Source organism: Paraclostridium bifermentans (genome assembly GCF_019916025.1).
In the GTDB taxonomy this organism is placed as follows: Bacteria; Bacillota; Clostridia; order Peptostreptococcales; family Peptostreptococcaceae; genus Paraclostridium; species Paraclostridium bifermentans.
Map to the genome: position 1 here is coordinate 932,485 of NZ_CP079737.1, position 22,877 is coordinate 955,361.

The 22,877-nt window shown below is 29.0% G+C and carries 21 protein-coding genes and 1 riboswitch; of the genes, 20 read left to right on the top strand and 1 reads right to left on the bottom strand.

What is annotated here, in order from left to right; translation table 11 throughout:
- Window positions 1-16: 16 nt before the first annotated feature.
- The 20 genes from KXZ80_RS04515 (at window position 17) to KXZ80_RS04610 (ending at window position 22,094) form a co-directional block, all read left to right on the top strand.
- A complete protein-coding gene (locus KXZ80_RS04515) occupies window positions 17-1,642 on the top strand; it encodes an ABC transporter substrate-binding protein (RefSeq protein WP_021432267.1) in 1,626 nt (541 codons plus the stop codon).
- A 21-nt stretch (window positions 1,643-1,663) separates the two neighbouring features.
- Window positions 1,664-2,656: an ABC transporter permease gene (locus KXZ80_RS04520; protein ID WP_021432268.1), complete on the top strand. Its 993-nt coding sequence runs from the start codon at window positions 1,664-1,666 to the stop codon at window positions 2,654-2,656.
- The gene (locus tag KXZ80_RS04525) at window positions 2,656-3,525 is read left to right on the top strand and encodes an ABC transporter permease (RefSeq protein ID WP_021432269.1); all 870 of its coding nucleotides are present in this window, start codon (window positions 2,656-2,658) and stop codon (window positions 3,523-3,525) included. The genes KXZ80_RS04520 and KXZ80_RS04525 overlap by 1 nt, the downstream gene beginning before the upstream one ends.
- A gap of 8 nt (window positions 3,526-3,533) precedes the next feature.
- On the top strand, window positions 3,534-4,466 hold the full coding sequence (locus KXZ80_RS04530; RefSeq protein WP_021432270.1) for an oligopeptide/dipeptide ABC transporter ATP-binding protein: 933 nt from the start codon (window positions 3,534-3,536) through the stop codon (window positions 4,464-4,466).
- A complete protein-coding gene (locus KXZ80_RS04535) occupies window positions 4,456-5,070 on the top strand; it encodes an ABC transporter ATP-binding protein (RefSeq protein WP_021432271.1) in 615 nt (204 codons plus the stop codon). Before KXZ80_RS04530 ends, KXZ80_RS04535 begins: the two co-directional genes overlap by 11 nt.
- Window positions 5,071-5,211: 141 nt before the next feature.
- Entirely contained in the window at window positions 5,212-6,594 is a 1,383-nt protein-coding gene (locus KXZ80_RS04540; RefSeq protein WP_021432272.1) for a tryptophanase, read from the top strand.
- Window positions 6,595-6,819: 225 nt separating this feature from the next.
- Entirely contained in the window at window positions 6,820-8,196 is a 1,377-nt protein-coding gene (locus KXZ80_RS04545) for an aldehyde dehydrogenase (RefSeq protein WP_021432273.1), read from the top strand.
- 103 nt (window positions 8,197-8,299) lie between these two features.
- Window positions 8,300-8,488, top strand: a complete 189-nt coding sequence (locus KXZ80_RS04550; protein ID WP_021432274.1) for a hypothetical protein — start codon at window positions 8,300-8,302, stop codon at window positions 8,486-8,488.
- Window positions 8,489-8,606: 118 nt separating this feature from the next.
- A complete protein-coding gene (argF, locus tag KXZ80_RS04555) occupies window positions 8,607-9,611 on the top strand; it encodes an ornithine carbamoyltransferase (RefSeq protein WP_021432275.1) in 1,005 nt (334 codons plus the stop codon).
- A gap of 258 nt (window positions 9,612-9,869) precedes the next feature.
- The gene (locus KXZ80_RS04560; protein WP_021432276.1) at window positions 9,870-11,495 is read left to right on the top strand and encodes a Na/Pi cotransporter family protein; all 1,626 of its coding nucleotides are present in this window, start codon (window positions 9,870-9,872) and stop codon (window positions 11,493-11,495) included.
- A 346-nt stretch (window positions 11,496-11,841) separates the two neighbouring features.
- The gene (gene deoD, locus KXZ80_RS04565) at window positions 11,842-12,552 is read left to right on the top strand and encodes a purine-nucleoside phosphorylase (protein WP_021432277.1); all 711 of its coding nucleotides are present in this window, start codon (window positions 11,842-11,844) and stop codon (window positions 12,550-12,552) included.
- Between the two features lie 194 nt (window positions 12,553-12,746).
- Window positions 12,747-12,924: riboswitch (cobalamin riboswitch) on the top strand.
- Window positions 12,925-12,940: 16 nt separating this feature from the next.
- Window positions 12,941-13,963 carry an ABC transporter substrate-binding protein gene (locus KXZ80_RS04570; protein WP_021432278.1) on the top strand — a complete coding sequence of 341 codons (1,023 nt, stop codon included), beginning with the start codon at window positions 12,941-12,943 and terminating at the stop codon, window positions 13,961-13,963.
- A gap of 18 nt (window positions 13,964-13,981) precedes the next feature.
- Window positions 13,982-15,085 carry a FecCD family ABC transporter permease gene (locus KXZ80_RS04575; RefSeq protein ID WP_021432279.1) on the top strand — a complete coding sequence of 368 codons (1,104 nt, stop codon included), beginning with the start codon at window positions 13,982-13,984 and terminating at the stop codon, window positions 15,083-15,085.
- On the top strand, window positions 15,085-15,846 hold the full coding sequence (locus KXZ80_RS04580; protein WP_021432280.1) for an ABC transporter ATP-binding protein: 762 nt from the start codon (window positions 15,085-15,087) through the stop codon (window positions 15,844-15,846). Before KXZ80_RS04575 ends, KXZ80_RS04580 begins: the two co-directional genes overlap by 1 nt.
- A 492-nt stretch (window positions 15,847-16,338) precedes the next feature.
- Window positions 16,339-17,838: an aminotransferase class I/II-fold pyridoxal phosphate-dependent enzyme gene (locus tag KXZ80_RS04585; protein WP_021432281.1), complete on the top strand. Its 1,500-nt coding sequence runs from the start codon at window positions 16,339-16,341 to the stop codon at window positions 17,836-17,838.
- A gap of 30 nt (window positions 17,839-17,868) precedes the next feature.
- Window positions 17,869-18,294, top strand: a complete 426-nt coding sequence (gene speD / locus KXZ80_RS04590; protein WP_021430742.1) for an adenosylmethionine decarboxylase — start codon at window positions 17,869-17,871, stop codon at window positions 18,292-18,294.
- Between the two features lie 170 nt (window positions 18,295-18,464).
- On the top strand, window positions 18,465-19,316 hold the full coding sequence (gene speE / locus KXZ80_RS04595; RefSeq protein WP_021432282.1) for a polyamine aminopropyltransferase: 852 nt from the start codon (window positions 18,465-18,467) through the stop codon (window positions 19,314-19,316).
- Window positions 19,306-20,187 carry an agmatinase gene (gene speB / locus KXZ80_RS04600; protein WP_021432283.1) on the top strand — a complete coding sequence of 294 codons (882 nt, stop codon included), beginning with the start codon at window positions 19,306-19,308 and terminating at the stop codon, window positions 20,185-20,187. The genes speE and speB overlap by 11 nt, the downstream gene beginning before the upstream one ends.
- An 18-nt stretch (window positions 20,188-20,205) precedes the next feature.
- Complete coding sequence (gene metK, locus KXZ80_RS04605; protein ID WP_021432284.1) at window positions 20,206-21,396, top strand: methionine adenosyltransferase; 1,191 nt, start codon at window positions 20,206-20,208, stop codon at window positions 21,394-21,396.
- A 251-nt stretch (window positions 21,397-21,647) separates the two neighbouring features.
- Window positions 21,648-22,094: a helix-turn-helix domain-containing protein gene (locus KXZ80_RS04610; protein WP_021432285.1), complete on the top strand. Its 447-nt coding sequence runs from the start codon at window positions 21,648-21,650 to the stop codon at window positions 22,092-22,094.
- Window positions 22,095-22,141: 47 nt separating this feature from the next.
- Here KXZ80_RS04610 and KXZ80_RS04615 read toward each other — a convergent pair whose 3' ends face one another.
- Window positions 22,142-22,849 (bottom strand): helix-turn-helix transcriptional regulator, encoded by a 708-nt coding sequence (locus KXZ80_RS04615; RefSeq protein WP_021432286.1) that lies wholly within the window; start codon window positions 22,847-22,849, stop codon window positions 22,142-22,144.
- Between the last annotated feature and the right edge of the window lie 28 nt (window positions 22,850-22,877).

Consider the following 22,877-nt stretch of genomic DNA (forward strand, 5'->3'; position numbering starts at 1 on the left):
ATAAGGGGGATAATTTATGAAACTAAAAAGGTCGATATCTATAGCATTAACTATGATGCTTACTGTTGGAACGATCACAGGATGTGCAAGTTCAAAAGAAGGAGAAAAATCGAGTGCTAAAGTTAATACAAACTCTAGAATAGAAAATAGTGAACTTGTTGCTGCAGTGGCATATGAACCAGATGAAGGGTTTGATGCTACAACTGGGGGACATGGATCAATGACTAGAGTATTTTTTTCAACGCTATTTAAAAGAGATAAAAATTTAGGAATGGAAAATGATTTAGCAACAGGATATAAGGTTTCAGATGATAGGTTAACATGGAATGTATCTATAAGAGATGGGGTTAAATTTAGCGATGGAGGAAATTTAACAGCTGAAGATGTTGTATATACATATGAAAAATCAAAAGAAAGTGGATCTAATATAGATTTAACTATCTTAGACAGTGTAAAAGCAATTGATGATCACAATATAGAGTTTAAATTAAAAGAGCCACAATCTACATTTATAGAGAAAATGGCATCGATAGGTATAGTTCCTAAACATGCACATGATGAAAAATTTGCACAAAATCCAATTGGATCAGGTCCATATAAATTTGTTCAATGGGATAAAGGGCAACAAGTTATAGCAGAAGCTAATGAAAATTATTATGGAGAAAAGCCTAGTATAAAAAAATTAACTATGGTGTTTTTAGATGATGATGCAGCTTATGCAGCTGTAAAATCGGGAGAAGTAGATATAGCATCTATCCCAGGATCTTTTGGGAAAGATAAAGTAGATGGAAAAAAGGTAATTGAGTTAGATAGTATAGAAACTTATGGTATAGAATTCCCTATGCAAAAAAGTGGAGAAAAAAATAAAGATGGACATCCTGTTGGTAATGATGTAACAAGTGATAAATCAATAAGAGAAGCTTTGAATTATGCTATAAATAGACAAGAGCTAGTAGATGGAGTTTTAGATGGATTTGGAGATGTATCAACAACTGGCCTTGAAAAAATGCCTTGGCTTAATAAGGAAACAATACTAAAAGGTGATGGAGATATAGAAAAAGCTAAGAAGATACTTAAAGAAGGCGGTTGGAAGGACTCAAACTCTGATGGTATTTTAGAAAAAGATGGTACTAAAGCTGAATTTAAATTACTTTATACAGATGGAAAATACAGACAAGAATTGGGGTTATCAGTAGTTGAAACTGCAAAACAATTAGGTATAAAAATCGATTTAGAAGCTAAAACATGGGATACTATAGAGCCTGAGATAAACTCTCAACCTGTACTATTTGGATGGGGATCAGGAGATCCATCAGAGCTTAACTATTTATATAGTAGTAAAGTTATAGGAGTTGGAGTTCCTTGGAATAATGCTGGATACTATAAAAATGAAAAGGTTGATGAATATATAAGTAAAGCTTTACAAAGTGAAAATGAAAATGAAGCTATTGAATATTGGAAAAAAGCACAATGGGATGGAGAAACAGGATTTTCAACTAAAGGAGATTCAACATATGCATGGCTTGTAAATGCAGGGCATTTATACATAGCTGATGAAAATCTAGACATAGGAACTCCAGTTGTTCAACCACATGGAGGTAGAATTCTTGATAATATAACAGAATGGAAATGGAAAAAGTAAATTTTTCAAGGAGATACTCATATGAATAACCCTAATAATATAGGAATATTTTTAATGAAAAAAATTATAAGACTTGCAACTCTTTTAATTGCTGTGTGTATAGTAAGTTTTATTTTAATGGAAAAGTCACCGATAGATCCTATCAAGGCTTATGTAGGTGCAGATTTAAGTGTTACACAAGAACAAAGAGAAGAAATAGCTAATTATTGGGGGCTTAATAAACCTCCTGTTGAAAGATTTATTTCATGGTTTAGCTCAATACTGAAAGGTGATTTTGGAACATCGATGATATATAGACGACCTGTAATAGATGTTATAACAGAAAAATTTATGGCATCTTTAGCGCTTATGGTTGTGGCATGGACAATTTCTGGCATACTAGGATTTGTTATGGGGGTTATATCTGGAATAAAAGAAGGTAGCATAGTTGATAAAATTATAAGGGGGTATTGTCATATTTTAATTTCAACTCCTACCTTCTGGTTAGGCATTTTACTTATCATGATATTTTCTGTTAAGTTAAAATTATTTCCGGTTGCACTAGGGGTACCTATTGGAGTGTTGGCAAGTGAAGTTACATTAAAAAGTCTATTAAAACACTTAATACTTCCAGCATTGACTTTAAGTGTTTTAGGTGTAGCCAATATATGTTTACATACGAGAGAAAATGTTATTGAAATTTCAAATAGTGATTATGTACTTTTTGCAAAAGCAAGAGGAGAAAGTAGTAAAAGTATAATATTTAATCATATTATAAGAAACGTTGCACTGCCAGCTATAACACTTCAGTTTTTATCATTTAGTGAATTATTTGCAGGCACTATATTTGCAGAACAAGTTTTTTCATATCCAGGACTTGGACAAGCTACAGTTGATGCAGGGATTAAAGGAGACTTACCTCTTTTAATGGGTGTGGTTATAATAAGTTTAATATTTGTATTTACTGGAAATTTAATTGCAGATATTTTATATAAGGTTATCGATCCTAGAATGAAGGAGGGAAATACTAACTAATGGAACAACTTCAATGTATAAAAGAAAAAACTCATTCTAACAGTAAGATTAATATAGGAATAAGAGAAAAAACCATTTTATCTATATTAATTTTTAGTTGTTTTTTAATAGGAATAATTGTATTTGGTAGCTTTATAACACAAAAGCAAATAGCTATAGATTTAACTCAAAAAAATATATCCCCAAATTTAAATTACTTGTTTGGTACAGACTGGATGGGAAGAGATATGTTTTATAGAACTATAAAGGGTCTTAGTTTAAGTATGAAGATAGGTGTTATGGCATCTATGATAAGTGGATTAATAGCATTAACTTTAGGATTAATGAGTGCTACTATGGGAAAGACCGTTGATTCTATAATTACATGGATTATAGATTTATTTCTTTCTGTTCCACATGCTTTAGTTATAATACTTATATCTATATCTCTAGGTGGAGGGCTAAAAGGAATTATAATAGGTGTGGCTATTACACACTGGCCATCATTAACAAGGATAATAAGGGCAGAAGTAATGCAAATAAAAAACTCTGAATATGTGAAGCTGTCCAAAAACTTTGGTAAATCCAACGTATATATTGCTACAAAACATATATTGCCACATGTAATCCCTCAACTTCTAGTAGGAGTAGTGTTAATATTTCCACATGCTATATTACATGAGGCTTCTATAACTTTTTTAGGATTTGGACTTCAACCTCATGAACCTGCTATTGGAATAATTTTATCAGAAGCTATGAAATATTTAAGTAGTGGTAGATGGTGGTTAGCTTTTTTCCCAGGGATAAGCTTGGTCTTAGTTTCATTAATGGTTGATAATATAGGTAAACAAATAAGTAAATTTATAAATCCTAAGTTAGCACATAAATAGGAGGTTGTATGAAAGAGCCAGTACTAAGTGTTAAAAGTTTAGAAGTTAGCTTTTCTCAATATACGAAAGGATTAAGAAAAAGAAATTTAAAAGTTATAACAAATTTAGATATAGATTTATATGAAGGTGAAGTACTAGCTGTTGTTGGATCAAGTGGATCGGGGAAAAGTTTGTTAGCGCACGCAATACTTGGAATACTTCCTAGAAATTCTAATGTTGAAGGCAACATAATTTATAAAAATGAAATTTTAGATAAAAAAAGAAAAGAAAAATTAAGAGGAAAAGAAATTGTGTTAATACCACAATCAATAAATTACCTAGATCCTCTTATGAAAGTTTCTGATCAAGTTAAATTATCATTAGAAAATAAAAAAGAAGCAAGTAAAATACAAAGAAATATTTTTTCTAAGTATGGATTAAATGAAAAAGTTGATAAAATGTTTCCTTTTCAATTATCAGGGGGGATGGCAAGAAAAGTTTTGCTATCAACAGCATTGGTAAGTGATACGAAAGTAATAATAGCAGATGAACCTACTCCTGGATTGGATGAAAAATCATTAAATGAAGCATTAGGACATTTTAGAGATATTGCAGATAATGGATGTGCTGTTTTAATGATAACGCATGATATTGATGCAGCATTAAAGGTAGCTGATAAAATTGCTGTATTTTATGCAGGAACTACCTTGGAAGTTGCTAATGTAATAGATTTTAAAAGTGGGAATGAAAAACTTAGACATCCTTATACAAAAGCTCTTTACAATGCTTTACCTCAAAATGAATTTAAACCAATACCTGGATCACAGCCACTTCCAACTGAGATTCCTAAAGGATGTTTATTTTATGAACGATGTGAAATTAGATCCAATGATTGTAAAAACAAAAGACCTAATAGTAAGTATATTAGAGGTGGAATGGTGAGGTGTTTAAATGCAACTTAAAGCCAAGGATATAAGTTTTAAGTATAAAAATAGCAATACATATGTTTTGAAAAATGTAGATTTTGAAATTAACAGTGGTGAAATAGTTGGATTAGTTGCACCAAGCGGATTTGGAAAAACTACTTTGGCAAAAATTTTAGCTGGATATGAAAACTCATATACAGGAGCTGTAAAAATTGAAGGTATAAATAAAAAAAATAAGTATAATCCAGTACAATTAATTTTTCAACATCCAGAAAAAGCCGTTAATCCCAAGTGGAAAATGCATCAAATTTTAACAGAATCATTTAATCCACCTAAAGAACTTTTAGATTATATAGGAATAAAAAATGAGTGGTTAAATAGATATCCCAATGAGCTTTCAGGAGGGGAATTACAGAGATTTTGTGTTATAAGAGCTTTATCTAAAGATACTAAGTTTTTAATTGCTGATGAAATGACAACTATGTTAGATGCTATAACTCAAGCACAAATTTGGAATGTAGTTTTAGATTATATCAAACAAAATAATATAGGGCTTATAGTAATAAGTCATGAGAAAGCTTTAATTCAAAGGATTTGTGATAGGGTCGTTAATTTAGAAAAATTTAAGGTGAAAATTTAATTTTAAAATAAAGAAAAATATATATTGATACTAGATTTCTAATTTGATATATTAAAATTAGGAACAAAAATCAAAATCATATCAAAGGCATTTTAAATACATCATAAATAAAGTTAAACTACTAAAATGGGGGTCTTTATTATGAGTAAAAAATATGTTGCAGAGCCATTTAAAATCAAAATGGTTGAACCTATCAAAATGACTACAAAGGAAGAAAGAGAAGAAAAAATCAAAGGAGCAAATTATAACCTATTTTCATTAAAAGCAGATGACGTATACATAGATTTATTAACAGACAGTGGAACAGGAGCAATGAGTTCTAAGCAATGGGCAGCAGTAATGCTAGGAGATGAATCATATTCTGGAGCAAGTAGCTACTTCAAATTAGTAGAAGCTGCAAAAGATATATTTGGATATAAATATATACAACCAGTTCATCAAGGTAGAGCTGCAGAAAAAGTGTTGGTTCCTTTATTTGTAGAACAAGGGAAATATGCTATATCAAATATGCATTTTGATACAACTCGAGCACATGTTGAGTTAACAGGTGCAAAAGCTATAGATTGTGTAGTTCCTGAAGCTTTAGACACAGTAACTTATGCTCCATTTAAAGGAAATATGGACATAGAGCGAATGGAAAAATTAATAACTGAGTTTGGGGTAGAAAGCGTTGGAGTTATAATAATGACAGTAACTAACAACACTGCAGGTGGGCAACCTGTATCAATGGAAAATATGAGAGAAACTTATAAAGTCGCTCAAAAATATAAAATTCCTGTATTGATAGATGCTGCAAGATATGCAGAAAATGCATACTTCATAAAAACTAGAGAAGAAGGATATCAAGATAAAACTATAAAAGAAATTGTAAAAGAGATGTTTAGTTATGGAGACATGTTAACTATGAGTTCTAAAAAAGATGCGATAGTTAATATGGGAGGGCTTATAGGAGTTAGAGATGATGAAGAATTATACAATAATGTAAAAGCTCGTACAATATCATTTGAAGGATTTGTTTCTTATGGAGGTTTAGCTGGACGTGACCTAGAGGCGTTATCTGTTGGACTTTATGAAGGAATTGATTTTGATTATTTGAAATATCGTATAGGACAAATGGAGTATATTGCAAATAGACTTGATGAGGCAGGAATAGCGTATCAATCCCCAGTTGGAGGGCATGCAGTATTTATAGATGCAAAAAAATTACTTCCACATATACCATACTACCAATTCCCTGCACAAGCACTTGCAATAGAATTATATAAAGAAGCTGGAATTAGAACTTGTGATATAGGTTCATATATGTTAGATAATGATCCTTTAACGGGAGAGCAACGTCAATCAGAATTAGAACTTACAAGACTTGCAATTCCAAGAAGAGTTTATACTCAAGCTCATCTAGATGTTATTGTAGATGCATTAATATCTATAAAGGAAAGAGCTGATAAAATTAAAGGTTACGAAATAACTTGGCAACCTAAAGTTTTGAGACACTTTACATCAAAACTTAAACCTATAGAGTAGGATGAGTTAGCAAGAGGCACTAAAAATAGTTTTACGATAATAGTATAAAGATATAAGCTTTGCTTCCAAAGCGTGAAGATGCTTTAAAGGTCGCTAAAACTTATATCTTTATAATTATCAGGCTATTTTTAGATAGCCTCTTTTTATAATTTTAAGGAGTAGTTCAAATGGGTAGAGAAATAATATATAATAAAGTTATAAATATACAATTGGAGATGAGTTATTTTGAAACCTTATATAGATATATTGGAAAATCAAAGAAGGCATTTAAATGAAGTTGGAATAATTAGTGTTGAAGATAGAATTAAAGCTTTAAAGAATTTAAAACAAACTATAAAAAAATATGAAAATGAAATTATAGATGCACTTTATAAAGATTTAGGAAAATCTGAGTTTGAAAGTTATACAACAGAGGTTGGATTTATATATAGATCTATAAATCATGCACTGAAAAATATAAAAAAATGGAATAAAGTAAAAAGAGTAAGAAATGATATAGCGCAAATTCCAGGAAAGTCATATGTATATAACTCTGCATATGGAAGTGTTCTTATAATAGGGCCTTATAATTATCCTTTCCAATTAACTATAGAACCGCTTATAGGAGCTATAGCTGGTGGAAACACAGCTGTTATTAAACCTTCAGAATACACTACTAATGTTGAATATATATTAGTTAAAATTATTAAAGAGTGTTTTAATTCAAATTATATTGATATAGTAGTGGGGGATTATACTGTAAATAGCAATTTATTAGACTTAAATTTTGATTATATATTTTTTACAGGAAGCGTAAATGTAGGCAAAATAGTTATGGAAAAAGCTAGTAAAAACTTAATACCTACAACTTTAGAATTAGGTGGAAAGTCACCAACTATAGTAGATAAAACTGCAAAACTAGACGTGACAGCAAAACGTATAGTATGGGGAAAATTTGCAAATGCTGGGCAGACTTGTGTAGCTCCTGACTATTTATTAGTTCACGAAGATATATATTATGAGTTTATAAAAAAATTAAAGAGTACGATAGAAACATTTTATGGAGTTAATATAAAAGATAGCAAAGATTTCGGAAGAATTGTTAATGACCGTCACATGAGTAGGTTAAAGGATATACTAGATAAAGATCATGAAAAAATAGTATTTGGAGGAGACATTGATATGAAAGAAAGATATATTTCTCCAACTATTTTAAAAGATGTTAACTATAATGATGCGGTTATGCAAGATGAAATTTTTGGCCCTATAATGCCTATTATAAAGTACAGCGAACTTGATGATATAAAATTTTATTTAAACTTACATCAAACACCACTGGCGTTATATGTTTTTTCAGAAGATAAATATTTTAGTGATTATATAATTAAAAACTTTACTTTTGGAGGTGGATGCATAAATGATACAATAACGCATGTTGCATCTACAAATCTTCCATTTGGAGGAGTTAAAACATCTGGAATTGGAAGATATCATGGATATAATAGTTTTAAAACTTTTACATATGAAAAAGCAATTGTAAAAAGAAGTAGTAAAATAGATATAAATTTAGTATTTCCGCCATATAAAGATAAATTAAAATTAATAAAAAAAGTAATGAAATAAAATTTAAAAATGTAAAAATTTTACTGTATTTGTTAATGAAAATAAGAGAAAACTAAAAGTGATGTATATTTAGTTCAATATATTTTACTTGGAGGTGCTTATTTTGAAAGACAATTCATTTTTAAATAGTGTAAGAGGCATATTCAAAGAAATGCTGTATATGGAAAGTGAAAACACTAATACAGATAGAGAGAAAGTAACTGAGATAGATAAGTATGGAAACAAAACTACTTACTATAGAGCAGGAGCAGGACCTGAACAACCTAATACAATAAATCAAAAATTTGAATAGATATAAAAAAGACTACATTGATATTATCAGTGTAGTCTTTCTTTTTAGCATTAAAATAGCACATATAAACGAATAAAAGAGTAAAATAAATAGACAACAATTTTTAGGGGGGATTAAATTGACTATAGATCTAAAGGGAAGATCATTTTTGACTTTATTAGATTATACAGAAGAAGAAATAAGATACCTATTAGACCTAGCGAAGCTTTATAAAATAGCTAAAAAATTAGATAGATCTCACAAAAAATTAGACACTAAAAATATTGCACTTATATTTGAAAAAGATTCAATTAAGACAAGGTGTGCATTTGACGTTGCAGCTATGGATTTAGGAATTGGAGTAACTAATATAGGTGCAAATGAACTACAAGGTGATAGAAGCGAATCTATAAAAGATTTTGCTAGAGGATTTGGGAAAATATATGATGGGATAGCTTATTATGGAGGAACTCAAGAGAATTTAAATGAATTAAATGAATTTGCTAAAATTCCTATATGGAATGCAATGACAATAGAGTATAATCCTACTCAAGTTTTGGCAGATTTATTAACTATAGAAGAAAAGTTAGGATACTTAAAAGGTTCCAATCTTACATTTGTTGGAGATACGAAAAATAGTGTGGTAAATTCTTTAATGATAGCATGTGCAAAGATGGGAATTAATTTTACTATATGTGCTCCAAGTGATTTGCATCCTGATAAATCATTAGTTAATGAATGTAAAAATATAAGTGAAAAAAATAAATCTAATATAAGTCTAACTGAAAATTTTTATGAAGGGACTAAAGATGCAGATATAATATACACCTCTTCGTGGAATTCTATATTGGAATCAAATAATATTTCAAAAGACAATATAGATAAATTGGCCATTTACAAAGTTAGTATGGAAATTATAAATAATTGCAACAAAAAAGTTATATTTATGCATTGCTTGCCAGCTTTTCATAATTTAGAAACTAAGTTAGGACGAAATATGAATAAAGATTTTGGAATTAAAGAAATGGAAGTATCAGATGATGTTTTTGAATCTGATTTATCTGTTGTATTTGAGCAAAGTGAAAATAGAATGCATACAATAAAAGCTATAATCGCCGCAACTTTAGGAGCAGAATATAAGTAATATTAATTGAATTGATGTATAAAAATAAGGATATATTACTATATTCTTATTTTTATACATCAATTCAATTAACAAAAAATTAACGAAAAAGTTCGTTTTTTAACTAAAGCTTAATCCGAATTTAATAATTAACAGCAACTTAACAAAAAAGAGTGTTTCTTAACATAGCCTTAACTTAAATTGACAAAATATTTGTTAAAATCAAATTAATGAAAAAATACAGAAAACACGTTTGATTTTTTAAGGAGGAAATTATTAGTGGAAATAGCAGTAAATTTGATGGGAGGACTGGGACTATTCTTATATGGAATGAATCTTATGGCAGATGGTCTTCAGAAATCAGCAGGAGAAAAATTAAAAAGAATAATTGGACTTTTAACTAGTAATGTATTAATGGGAGTTTTAGTAGGGGCTCTAGTAACAGCAATTATACAAAGTAGTAGTGCAACTACAGTTATGGTAGTTGGATTTGTTAACGCAGGAATCATGACATTACCTCAGGCTATAGGAGTTATAATGGGGGCTAATATAGGAACAACTATAACAGCACAACTTGTATCTCTTGATTTAGTAGGGATAGCGCCTTTAGCATTAGGTATAGGGATAGTAATGTATTTATTTTCAAAGAATCAAAAAACAAAAACAATAGCTGAAATTTTAATAGGTTTTGGTATATTATTTACTGGAATGGACTTTATGAAAAATGCAGTAAAGCCATTAGCAGAGTTTAAAGGATTTACTGATGCATTAGTTGCTTTTGGAAATAGACCTATTCTTGGAATCTTATTAGGATTTGGAATAACGGCTATAGTCCAAAGTTCGAGTGCTTCTATGGGGATGTTATTAGCACTTGCATCTCAAGGATTAATACCTTTAACCGCAGCACTTCCTATATTATATGGAGAAAATATAGGTACATGTGTTACATCTTTAATATCTAGTATAGGAGCTAGTATAAATGCTAGAAGAGCAGCTTTAATGCACTTAGTGTTTAATATAATAGGAACCATCGTATTTATGTTAATTTTAACAAAACCTATAACTATGATAGTTCAAAATTTAAATCCAGATGATGTAAGTAGACAAATTGCAAATGCTCATACATTATTTAATATAACAAATGTTATATTATTACTTCCTTTCTCTAAATACATAGTAAAGCTTACTATGAAGCTTATGCCAGAAAGAGAAGAAGAAATAAAAAGCAAAAAGACTGTTCATTACATAGATGATAGAATGATGGAAACTCCATCTATAGCTTTATCAAACACTATAAAAGAAACTTTAAGAATGGGTGAAAAAGCTAAAGAAAGTTTAGACAATGCAATGACAGGATTTTTAAATAAATCAAAAGAAAAAGTAGATAAATCTTTTAAAAATGAAAAGCTAATAAATATTTTACAAAAAAGCATACTAAATTATTTATTGAAACTATCTAAAACTTCATTAAATGATAATTCTAGAGAAAGTGTAGATTTATTATTTAATACTGTAAATGATATAGAAAGAGTTGGAGATCATGCAGAAAATATAGCAGAGCTTGCAACTACAGTTATAGATAATGATTTGAGTTTATCTAAAGATGGATCTGTTGAACTTAAAGAATTATACCAAAAGGTCTTAGACACGTACAGTTTAGCGCTTGAAAGTTTAGAGAAGTCAGATGTAGATTTGGCGTGTAGAGTAATAAAGATGGAAGAACAAGTTGATATGATGGAAAAAAGCTGTAGGGCAAATCATATGAGAAGACTAAACGCAAGTTCTTGTAGTGTGGACTCTGGAGTTATATTCTTAGATTTAATTAGTAATCTAGAAAGAGTATCAGATCATTCTGCTAATATAGCTCAACAGGTTATAAAATCGAGTAATAAGAAATTTGCATAATATAAGACTTTAAATAAAAAGCTTTATCAATATAATGTGACATTATGATTGATAAAGCTTTTTATATTTAATTAAACTATAAATGTAATTAAATTTTAAAAATTATAAAAATTGGCAGAAAGTATTGTACTAGTGAATAAAAAATTGTAATATATACATATAATATAGTGTATGCTAAAAGATAAAGAGTGTAGACTAAATAAGATATCAATATATACAAGTACATATATGTTATAAGGAAAAGTATTTCAATTTTAAATTGTATATATAATTATTGATATTAAATAAGATGATAATTAAGTTTAAATAATATTAATGATAGTTAAAGGAGAATGAAATTATGGCAATGGGAGCACCAACACCACACAATAGCGGTAAATTAGGAGATATAGCAGAAACAGTATTATTACCAGGGGATCCTCTAAGAGCTAAATTTATAGCAGAAACTTTCTTAGAAGACGTTGTTCAATACAACACTGTAAGAGGTATGAATGGTTATACTGGATACTATAATGGTAAAAAAATATCAGTGCAAGGTACAGGTATGGGTTGTCCATCAATAGGAATATATACATATGAATTAATCCATTTTTATGGAGTTAAAAATCTTATAAGAATAGGTTCTGCAGGAGCTTTACATGAAGATTTAAAAATGCATGATATAGTTATAGGAATGGGTTCTTGTACAGATTCTAATTATGCAGCTCAATACAACTTACCAGGAACATTTGCACCAGTAGCAAGCTATGAATTACTTAGTAAGGCTGTAGATGTTGCGAAAAGCCAAGGGGTTGAGCCTAAAGTTGGAAACATACTATGTAGTGATGTATTCTATGGAGATGAAGGATTAGATTCTTTAGCAAAATGGACTAAAATGGGTGTTCTAGCTGTCGAAATGGAATCAGCTGCACTTTATATGAATGCTGCAAGAGCTGGAGTTAATGCTCTTTGTATATTAACAATTTCTGATTGTCCTTTCAAAGGAGAAGCAACTACTGCTATGGAAAGACAAACTGCATTTACAAGAATGATGAATATAGCTTTAGAATTAGCTTAATATAAAAACTCGCTTTTGTATAACTATGAAAGCGAGTTTTTTTTATGCTAAAAAACTTAAATATTAATGGGTTTTATACTTAAAGGTCTAATTAAATAATGCAAGGAAAGTAAAAAATTGATACAGATTAAAAAATAAGATGTCTAAATTTTGCAATTTATAGAAAAATGAATCGGATTATGATAACATTATAATGATAAATATAAATACTAGGTTTTTATTAATTAATAGGGAATGATGTGAAAATCATCAACAGCCCCCGCTACTGTAATTACGGACGAGTCTTTTTTAAGCCACTGAAGAATTTCTTTGGGAAGGTAAAGATGAGGATGATGTATAAGTCAGGAGACCTGCCTAGATAAAACAAACTTTCGGAGGGAGAGACAAAATGAAAATATCAAAAAAAATTAAATTAAGTTTGCTTAGCTTAGTTATAGGGCTAAGCTTTGTAGGGTGCAGTAAAACCGAAACTAAAACTGAAGACACTACTGCAAAGAAGGTAGAAAAAACAAATGAAACAAAGGATAATTATTATCCAGTAACTATTACTACGCACAATAGTAACAAAGAAGAAATAAAGGTTACTATAAAAGAAAAACCTAAAAAGGCGCTTGCAGTTTATCAAGACTCTATAGAAACTATGCTAGCATTAGGGTTAGAAGATAATATAGTTGCGGCGGCTGGGTTAGACCATAAGGTTAAAGATGAATATAAAGAAGCTTTTAAAAAGGTTAAGTATTTAGATGAGTTTACGCCGTCTAAAGAAAATACTATGATGTTACAGCCAGATCTTATAGTAGGATGGGATTCTTTGTTTACCGATAAAACATTAGGAACAGTAGATTTTTGGCAAAATAAAGGCACAAATACATACATGGCATTAAATAGTGGAGCAGTAGAGCATAAAACTATTAAAAATGAATGTGAAGATATCTTAAATATAGGGAAAATATTTAACGTTGAAGATAAAGCTAAAAATATAGTTGGTAATATAAATAAGAAAGTAGATGAAGTTGTAGAGTCTGAAAAAGGCAAAAAGCAACAAACTACTTTAATAGTTGAATTTTACGATGATAAAATTAGTGGATATGGAAAAAGCACTCTAGGAGGAGATATGGTAACTAAACTAGGTGCGAAATTATTAAATGAAAATGGGAATCCACTAAGTAAAGAAGATTTAGTAAAATTAAATCCAGACAGTATATTTGTAGTATATATGAATAGAGATGATGATAGTAAAAAGGCTGAAGAAACTAAAAATTTAGTTATGAAAGACAAAGCATTACAAAGTTTAAATGCAGTTAAAAATAATAGAGTTTATCCAATAGAACTAGGACAAATGTATTGTAGTGGAGTAAGAACTATAGATGGAATAGAAACTTTTGCAAATGGACTTTATCCAAGTAAGTAGAAAGAGGGACATAGGCATATGCAATCAACGAAAAGCTTAAGAAAATATGGAAATAATGAAGAAAAGGGCTTTGTTAAAACAAAGCCTTTATATATATTAGTTATTATGGGACTTATTGTTGCTTTAATTCTATCTATTTTATTTGCGGTAACAATAGGTTCAAGTGACATAAGCATAAAGCAAGTATATCAAATAATAGGGTATAAACTATTTAGTATAGGAAATGAAAATAATTTATCTAATGGAGCTATCCATGATGTAGTATGGTTTATTAGGCTACCTAGAATAATTTTAGCTTTATGTGTAGGAATAGGACTATCTGTATGTGGAGTTGTAATGCAAGCTATAGTAAAAAACCCTCTAGCAGATCCTTATATCCTTGGCGTATCATCTGGAGCATCCTTAGGGGCTACAATAGCTATAATGTTAGGATTTACAACTTTATTAGGACAAAACTCAATAGGGATATTTGCATTCTTTGGTGCATTTTTAGTCTCGATGCTAGTTTTAATGATTTCAAACACAGGGTCAAGATCTAACTCTACAAAACTATTATTAGCGGGAATGGCTTTGAGTTCTGTGTGTAGTGCATTTTCAAGTTTTATAGTTTATATAAAAAATGATGCAGAAGGAATGAAAAATATAACATTTTGGCTTATGGGAAGTTTAGCTGGTGCTAAATGGGAAGAAATAGTATTTATACTTCCACTGATTTTAATAGGTACTATATTCTTTTTAAGTCAGTATAGAATATTAAATTTAATGTTGTTAGGAGATGATGTAGCCATAACATTAGGCACTGATTTACATAGGTATAGACAAGTATATCTAATTGTAACATCTCTCCTAGTAGGATTAGTGGTTTATTCATCTGGTATGATTGGATTTGTTGGACTTATAATACCTCACATTGTTAGAGGTTTATTTGGGACTGACCATAAAAAAATAATTCCAATATCTGCACTTTTGGGAGCTATATTTTTAATATGGTCAGATGTATTATCTCGAATAATAATAAGAAATGCAGAACTGCCGATTGGAATACTTATATCTATGATAGGAGCTCCTTGCTTTGTTTATCTAATGATAAGAAGAAGTTATGGGTTTGGAGGTACTAATTAATGAGGATAGAAACTAAAAAATTAGAGTTTTCTATAAATGAAAATAAAATATTAAAAGGCATAGATATTGATGTTAAAAATAAAGAATTTGTAGGGATTATAGGGCCTAATGGAAGTGGAAAATCGACTCTTTTAAAGTGTATATATAGAAACTTAACCCCAAGTAAAGGTGTAATATATCTAGATGATATTAATATTAAAAGTATATCAACTAAAGACAGTGCTAAAAAAATTGGAGTTGTAGCTCAACATAATCATAATAACTTTGATTTCTCGGTATTAGACATGGTACTTATGGGAAGGAGTCCTTATAAAAAAGTTATGGACAGAGATACTAAGGAAGATTATGAAATTGTATATAATGCTATAGATAAAGTAAATATAAGACATTTAATTAATAGAAACTTTAATACTTTATCTGGAGGAGAGCAACAAAGGGTTATACTAGCAAGGGCTTTAGCTCAGGATACAAAGTGTTTAATACTTGATGAACCAACCAATCATTTAGATATTAAATATCAGTTACAATTAATGGGTATCGTTAAAGATTTAGATATAGAAGTTATAGCAGCTATTCATGATTTAAATATTGCAGCTATGTATTGCGATAAAATATATGTTTTAAAAGATGGAGAAATTAGGGCTTATGGAACTCCGAAACAGGTTTTGACTACAGAACTTATAAAGGAAGTTTATGGAGTTAATGCTAAAATTTTAAAAGATGAAACTGATGATAATATAAATATAATTTTTAAAAAATAATTAAATTAAAAAATAAATATAGAAAGCTAAAAAATAATTTAAAAATATTTTTTAGCTTTTTTTTATGTAATAAATTAATTGTTTGTAAATAAAAATCAATTTGGTTAAAAAAAGTGAAAATTTATTATTTTAAAAAAGTTTAGCAGTAATATACATTAATGATTAGTAATATTAAATAAAACCATTGGTAAAACGATAAAATTGAGTTAGTTATACTAAACATAATAAAAATTAATATAAACAAAAGTTTACTTTAACTAAACATAATAAAAATTAATATAAACAGAAAAATAAAAAAATATGTATATACATTGAAATAACTAGAAATAGAAAAAATGATATTTAAAATAAAAAAATAAAAAAAGTGCTTGCAAAATGGGTGAAACTTTATATAATAAATATTGTGAGTTTAATAAAACTAAATTTTATGAATAGAAATAATAATCTTTGAAAAGTTAAATCAATCTTTAAAATAAAGAAGGGAGGAACGATTTGGAAGCTATAGGTAAAAACTTAGAGTTAGAATATGAGAAAAGTTATAAGTTAAATCATAGTCAAACACCACTGCTAAGCTCACTAAAAGAATATTCAAAAAAAGATATAGCATGTTTTGATGTACCTGGTCATGTAAGACATCAAGGGGTAGATATATTAAATAACTATTATGGAGAAGAATTGATGAAAATGGATATAAATTCATCGCCACTAATGGATAATGTGTCTAATCCTAGAGGAATTATAAAAAATGCCCAAAAACTTTTAGCAGATGCTTATGGTTCAGATGATGCTTTTTTTATAACCAATGGAACTACAGGAGCTATACATGCAATGATATTAAGTATCATAGAGGATAATGATAAATTGCTTCTTCCTAGAAATATACATAAATCAGTTATCAACGCATTAATATTAAGTGGAGGAGAACCTGTATTTATTCAACCAGAATTTGATAAAGAATTAGGAATAAGTCTTAATATAAGAGCTAGAGATGTAAAATATGCACTTGAAACTAATAAGGGGATAAAAGCTTTATTTTTACTTAATCCAACCTATTATGGAGCATGCAGTGATTTAAGTGAAATTATAGAAATATGCCATGAACATAATGTATTAGTTTTAGTAGATGAGGCACATGGAGCACACTTTCCATTCCATGAGGATTTACCACCATCGAGCATGAATTTAGGAGCAGATATGGCAGCGGTTAGCATACATAAAACTGGAGGGGCATTAACACAAGCTTCAGCACTGCTTTTAAATAATAAAAGTATAGAATCTAGTAAAGTTCTTCAATGTATAAACATGTTGCAGTCAACATCAGCCTCATATTTATTGATGAGTAGTATCGATGGAGCTAGATCAAATTTAGTTTCAAATGGGCAGGAACAACTATCAAAAGCTTTAAATCTTTCAAGATATGCAAAAGCTAAGCTTAATAAAATAAAAGGCATAAAAGTTGTATCTACAGAGTGCTTAAATGATGATGGAGTAAAGTTTATAGATGAGACAAAATTTTGTATAAATGTTAAAAATTTAAATTTAACAGGACTTGAAGTTTATGATTTATTATATAAAGAGTTTTCAGTTCAAGCGGAACTAGGAGATTTATATAATATACTAGCGTTAATATCTATAGGGACAGAAAAAGAAGATGTAGATAAATTAATAAATGCATTAGAAATAATATCTAAAATATATAAGAAGCCAGATGAAATGAAGGATATAGATATAAAACAAATAACTCCAATATTGAAATTAAAACCGAGAGATGCTTTTTATAAAAAGAAAGAAATGGTTTTACTTGATGAATGTATTGGAAGAATTTCTGGAGAATCTATAATGGCTTATCCGCCAGGTATCCCGATAGTAACACCTGGAGAAATAATTACAAAAGAAATTATAGAATATATAAAATTATTAAAAGATAATAATGCATATTTAAGTGATATGAAAGACAAAGAGTTAAATTATATATTAGTTATAAAAAAATAAATTAAAAACTTAATAAGGAGAGTGACGACTATGAAGTTTGAAACTTTAGGAAGACATATATTAGTTGAGTATTACAATTGTGATGAGGATATACTTAGAGATCCAAAGCTTATTGAAAAATATATGAATGACTCAGCTTTAAATGCAAAAGCAACTATAGTAGATTCAGTGTTTCACCATTTTAATCCATGGGGAGTATCGGGAGCTGTAATAATAGCAGAATCTCATTTAACTATACACACATGGCCAGAATATGGATATGCAGCTGCAGATTTCTTTACTTGTGGAGATATAGATCCTTGGAAAAGCTTTGAAATGCTAGAAGAATTATTGAAAGCTGAAAGAAGTGAATCTACAGAAATACCTAGAGGATTAACATCAAAAATACAAAAATTTGCAAAAAAAGATTTAGGCAATATTACTCATAAGCCACAAGACGAGCAAGAAGCTATATAAATAATAATCACCTAAATAAATATAAATAAAAAATAAAAAATTAAATTCAAATTCAATTATAACATACAAATAAAAAGTGGTCAAAAAACTGACAACTAAAAAATATATAAATATAAAAATAAAAACAGATAAAAATAAAAAATTAAATTCAAAATTCGGAGGTCTAATTTATGGAACTTTGGTATACAGAAGAGTGGACAGATAATGTTCGTTTCTCAATAAAAGTAGATAAACACTTATTTAGCGATCAATCAGATTTTCAAAGAGTTGATGTATTTGAAAGTAAGGAATTTGGAAAGTTTTTAACTTTAGATGGACTTATGATGGTAAGTTACAAAGATGAGTTTATATACCATGATATGATAGTTCACGTTCCTATGGCAACTAATATGAATATAAAAAATGTATTAGTCATAGGTGGAGGAGATGGAGGAACTGTAAGAGAGTTAACTAGATATCCACAAATAGAAAAAATTGATATGGTTGAAATAGATAAAATGGTAGTTGATGTATCAAGAGATTATATAGATATATGTGCTTGTAAATTAGATGATCCTAGAGTTAACTTATATTTTGAAGATGGAGTTGCTTTTGTTAAAAATTCAAAAGAGAAGGCATATGATTTAATAATCGTGGATTCAACAGATCCAATAGGCCCTGGAGAAGGATTATTCTCAGTTGATTTTTACAATGATTGTTACAGAGTATTAAGTGATGAAGGTATACTTGTAAATCAAAACGAAAGCCCATACTTTGACTTTAATGCTAAAGAAATGAAAAGAGCTAATGAAAAAATAACTAACTTATTCCCTATAGCTAAAGTTTACCAAGCTCATATACCTACTTATCCATCAGGACATTGGTTATTTGGTTTTGCATCTAAAAAATATGATCCAATAAAAGATCAAAACAAAGAAGCTTGGGAAGGTTTAAACTTAAAGACTAAATATTATAATAGCAATATACATACTGGGGCATTTATGTTACCTCAATATGTTGAGGATATGTTAAATGAAAAATAAATTTTATAATACACCTACATTTATGAGTATGGATGACTCTTATGAAGAAAGTAAATTAGTTGTATTTGGAGCAGGATTTGATGGAACAACTTCAAATAGACCGGGGACTAGATTTGCAGCATCTTCAATGAGACCTGAGTTTTATGGATTAGAAACTTATAGCCCTATACTTGACTTAGATATGGATGATTATAAGATTTGTGATATTGGAGATTTAGAACTTAGCATAGGAAACACAGATACAGTTTTAAATGAAATATATGAAGGTACAAAAAGTATTATAAACGATAACAAAGTACCTTTTATGATAGGTGGAGAACATCTAGTTACATTACCTGCATTTAAAGCAGTACATGAAAAATACAATGATTTATATGTGCTTCAATTTGATGCACATACAGATTTAAGAGAAGAGTATAATAATAATGAAAATTCACATGCGACAGTTATAAAACGTATATGGGATATTGTTGGAGATAATAAGATATTTCAATTTGGAATAAGATCTGGAACTAAAGAAGAGTTTGAATATGCATTAAAGTATAAGCATACATATATGGAAACTCACACTATAAATACTTTTAAAGAAGCAGTAAATAAACTAGAAAATAAAAATATATATTTAACTATTGATTTAGATGTTTTAGATCCATCTATTTTTCCTGGAACTGGGACTCCAGAACCAGGAGGATTAACTTATAAAGAGTTCGAGGGGATTTTTAAAATACTAAAAAATTCAAATATAAATTTAGTTGGATTAGATATTGTAGAGCTTAGTCCGGATTATGATAATACAAATGTTTCTACAGTTACGGCATGTAAAATATTAAGAGAATTAGCACTTATAGTAAGCGATAAGATAAATAAGTAAACCTAGGAGGATAATTAAATGACAAGACATTTATTTACATCAGAATCAGTTACAGAAGGACATCCAGATAAAATATGTGATCAAATATCAGATGCAATATTAGATGCACTTTTAGCAAATGACCCACAAGCTAGGGTTGCTTGTGAAACAACAGTTACAACAGGATTAGTATTAGTTGCAGGAGAAATAAGTACTAATACTTATGTTGATATACCTAAATTAGTTAGAGAAACAGTTAAGGAAATAGGATACACTAGAGCAAAATTTGGATTTGACGGAGATACTTGTGCAGTTATAACTTCAATAGATGAGCAATCAGGAGATATAGCTATGGGAGTTGATGAAGCTTTAGAAAATAGAAGCGGAGAATTAACTGAAGATGAAATAGAAAAAATAGGAGCTGGAGACCAAGGTATAATGTTTGGTTTCGCATGTAATGAAACAGAGGAATTAATGCCTCTTCCAATATCTCTTGCTCATAAGTTATCAAGAAGATTAACAGAAGTTAGAAAAAGTGGAGAATTAGAATACTTAAGACCAGATGGAAAGACTCAAGTTACTGTTGAATACGCTGGAAATAAAGCAGTTAGAGTTCATACAGTATTAATATCTACTCAACATAGTGAAGATATAGATAATGAAACTATAAGAAGAGATTTAATAGAAAAAGTTATAAAAGTTGTTATACCAGAAGCACTTTTAGATGAAGAAACTAAAATATATATAAACCCAACTGGAAGATTCGTTATAGGAGGACCTCAAGGAGATACAGGTCTTACTGGAAGAAAGATAATAATAGATACTTACGGTGGATACTCAAGACATGGAGGAGGAGCTTTCTCAGGAAAAGATCCTACAAAAGTTGATAGATCAGCTGCATATGCTGCAAGATACGTTGCAAAAAATATAGTAGCAGCAGGACTTGCAGACAAATGTGAAATAGAGTTAGCTTATGCTATAGGTGTTGCTAGACCATTATCTGTATTCATAGATACATTTGGAACTGGAAAAGTAAGTGAAGAAGTGCTAGTTGATTTAGTTAATAAGAACTTTGATTTAAGACCAGGAGCAATAATAAGAGATTTAGACTTAAGAAAGCCTATGTATAAAAATGTTGCAGCTTATGGACACTTTGGGAGAACTGACTTAGATTTACCATGGGAAAGAACTGATAAAGCTGGAATTTTAAAAACACAAGCAAATATATAGTAAAATAGGATAGCTTAGGACTATATATAACATTCATGCACAAAGCCTAAAATGTGCGGCTTTAACGTTTCGTCATGTTATATATAGTCACTTCGCTATTTCTATGTATTATGAAAAGGGTATCGATAAATTTGATATCCTTTTTTATTTATGTTAACTTTAGTTGACAGATCTCCAATTTAGATTGATAGAAATATATTGAAGTTATGTATATACTATAGTTATAAGTTTAATTAGGAGGTAAATGCTAGATGACCTTAGGAGAAAAATTACTTGATTTACGAAAAAAACTAGGATTATCACAAGAGGAAGTTGCTGAAAAACTAAATGTCTCTAGACAGACAATAAGCAAATGGGAAACAGGGCAAACTGTTCCGGAATTATTTAAAGTAAAATTATTAAGCGAGTTATATAATGTAAGTTATGATTACTTAATTAGTTCGAGTAAAATAAGTGGTGATTTAACGAGTATCGAAAACATAGTTGATGAAATTGACTGGACTAGCGCGTGGGCTAAAAAATATCCTATTTTATCAACATATAAAGGTATAAATGGAATAAATAATTATGTAGAAAAAGTATCTAATATGTATGAAGAGTTTAAAGATGAGTTTAGTTTAACTGATCAAGACACGGCACTAATATTAAAAGATATTTTATATAAAAAATATAAAAAAGAGAATAAGAAAAACAAATAAAGAAATGGGATGTAAAAAACTTTTATAAGTTTTTTACATCCCATTTTTTATTGTAAAGTAGTGTGTCTATATTCTTGAGGGCTCATTCCATTATACTTTTTAAATACTGAAGAGTAGTAGGTATGGTTATTATATCCCACAGATAAGGCTATATCTAATATTGATTCATCATTTTCTAGTAAAAATTCTTTGCTTTTTTCAACTCTTAATTTATTTAAAAAATTAGAGAAAGTATAACCTGTTTCCTTTTTAAAAATAGAGCAGAAGTAACTTTTATTTATATTTAGATGATCACAAACTGTACCGAGATTTATATCGTTATAATAATTTCTGTGAATATAATCTATGCCTTCTTTTACATACACACTAAACTTATGTTTTTTATGATATTTATTTTTTATTATAGTCTCTAGAACAGATGAAAAATAATCTGAACATGACAATGGCTTAAATGGAATATCATATTCTTTACACATATGTTCTGATTTGAAAGGACCAACTATAAAATATCCTTTTTGGTTAGAGAGATTGAATTTAGGTATTATTATAAAATGTATATTCTCACTAGAATTAATTTTAACATTAGATGAAGAATTTCTATCTATATTATTTAGTATCCCTAAATCATCACATAGTCTAAATAGCTTATCTGAATACCCCTTACTACTTATAAGTTTTAAATTTTTATCTAAAAACTGAATTGGAATTTCTAATAAATCATAAAAATCACTTAATAAATCTTCTAAACTTTTCATTGATTAACCTCCCTTGAATGCAAATATA

What these genes read in the sequence shown, in the direction of transcription:
- speB (WP_021432283.1), top strand. Translation starts at nt 19,306, where the DNA reads ATGAAAAATAAATTTTATAATACACCTACATTTATGAGTATGGATGAC.
- KXZ80_RS04515 (WP_021432267.1), top strand. Translation starts at nt 17, where the DNA reads ATGAAACTAAAAAGGTCGATATCTATAGCATTAACTATGATGCTTACT.
- KXZ80_RS04530 (WP_021432270.1), top strand. Translation starts at nt 3,534, where the DNA reads ATGAAAGAGCCAGTACTAAGTGTTAAAAGTTTAGAAGTTAGCTTTTCT.
- speE (WP_021432282.1), top strand. Translation starts at nt 18,465, where the DNA reads ATGGAACTTTGGTATACAGAAGAGTGGACAGATAATGTTCGTTTCTCA.
- KXZ80_RS04540 (WP_021432272.1), top strand. Translation starts at nt 5,212, where the DNA reads ATGAGTAAAAAATATGTTGCAGAGCCATTTAAAATCAAAATGGTTGAA.
- KXZ80_RS04615 (WP_021432286.1), bottom strand. Translation starts at nt 22,849, where the DNA reads ATGAAAAGTTTAGAAGATTTATTAAGTGATTTTTATGATTTATTAGAA.
- KXZ80_RS04580 (WP_021432280.1), top strand. Translation starts at nt 15,085, where the DNA reads ATGAGGATAGAAACTAAAAAATTAGAGTTTTCTATAAATGAAAATAAA.
- KXZ80_RS04575 (WP_021432279.1), top strand. Translation starts at nt 13,982, where the DNA reads ATGCAATCAACGAAAAGCTTAAGAAAATATGGAAATAATGAAGAAAAG.
- KXZ80_RS04520 (WP_021432268.1), top strand. Translation starts at nt 1,664, where the DNA reads ATGAATAACCCTAATAATATAGGAATATTTTTAATGAAAAAAATTATA.
- KXZ80_RS04525 (WP_021432269.1), top strand. Translation starts at nt 2,656, where the DNA reads ATGGAACAACTTCAATGTATAAAAGAAAAAACTCATTCTAACAGTAAG.
- metK (WP_021432284.1), top strand. Translation starts at nt 20,206, where the DNA reads ATGACAAGACATTTATTTACATCAGAATCAGTTACAGAAGGACATCCA.
- KXZ80_RS04610 (WP_021432285.1), top strand. Translation starts at nt 21,648, where the DNA reads ATGACCTTAGGAGAAAAATTACTTGATTTACGAAAAAAACTAGGATTA.
- deoD (WP_021432277.1), top strand. Translation starts at nt 11,842, where the DNA reads ATGGGAGCACCAACACCACACAATAGCGGTAAATTAGGAGATATAGCA.
- speD (WP_021430742.1), top strand. Translation starts at nt 17,869, where the DNA reads ATGAAGTTTGAAACTTTAGGAAGACATATATTAGTTGAGTATTACAAT.
- KXZ80_RS04535 (WP_021432271.1), top strand. Translation starts at nt 4,456, where the DNA reads ATGCAACTTAAAGCCAAGGATATAAGTTTTAAGTATAAAAATAGCAAT.
- KXZ80_RS04570 (WP_021432278.1), top strand. Translation starts at nt 12,941, where the DNA reads ATGAAAATATCAAAAAAAATTAAATTAAGTTTGCTTAGCTTAGTTATA.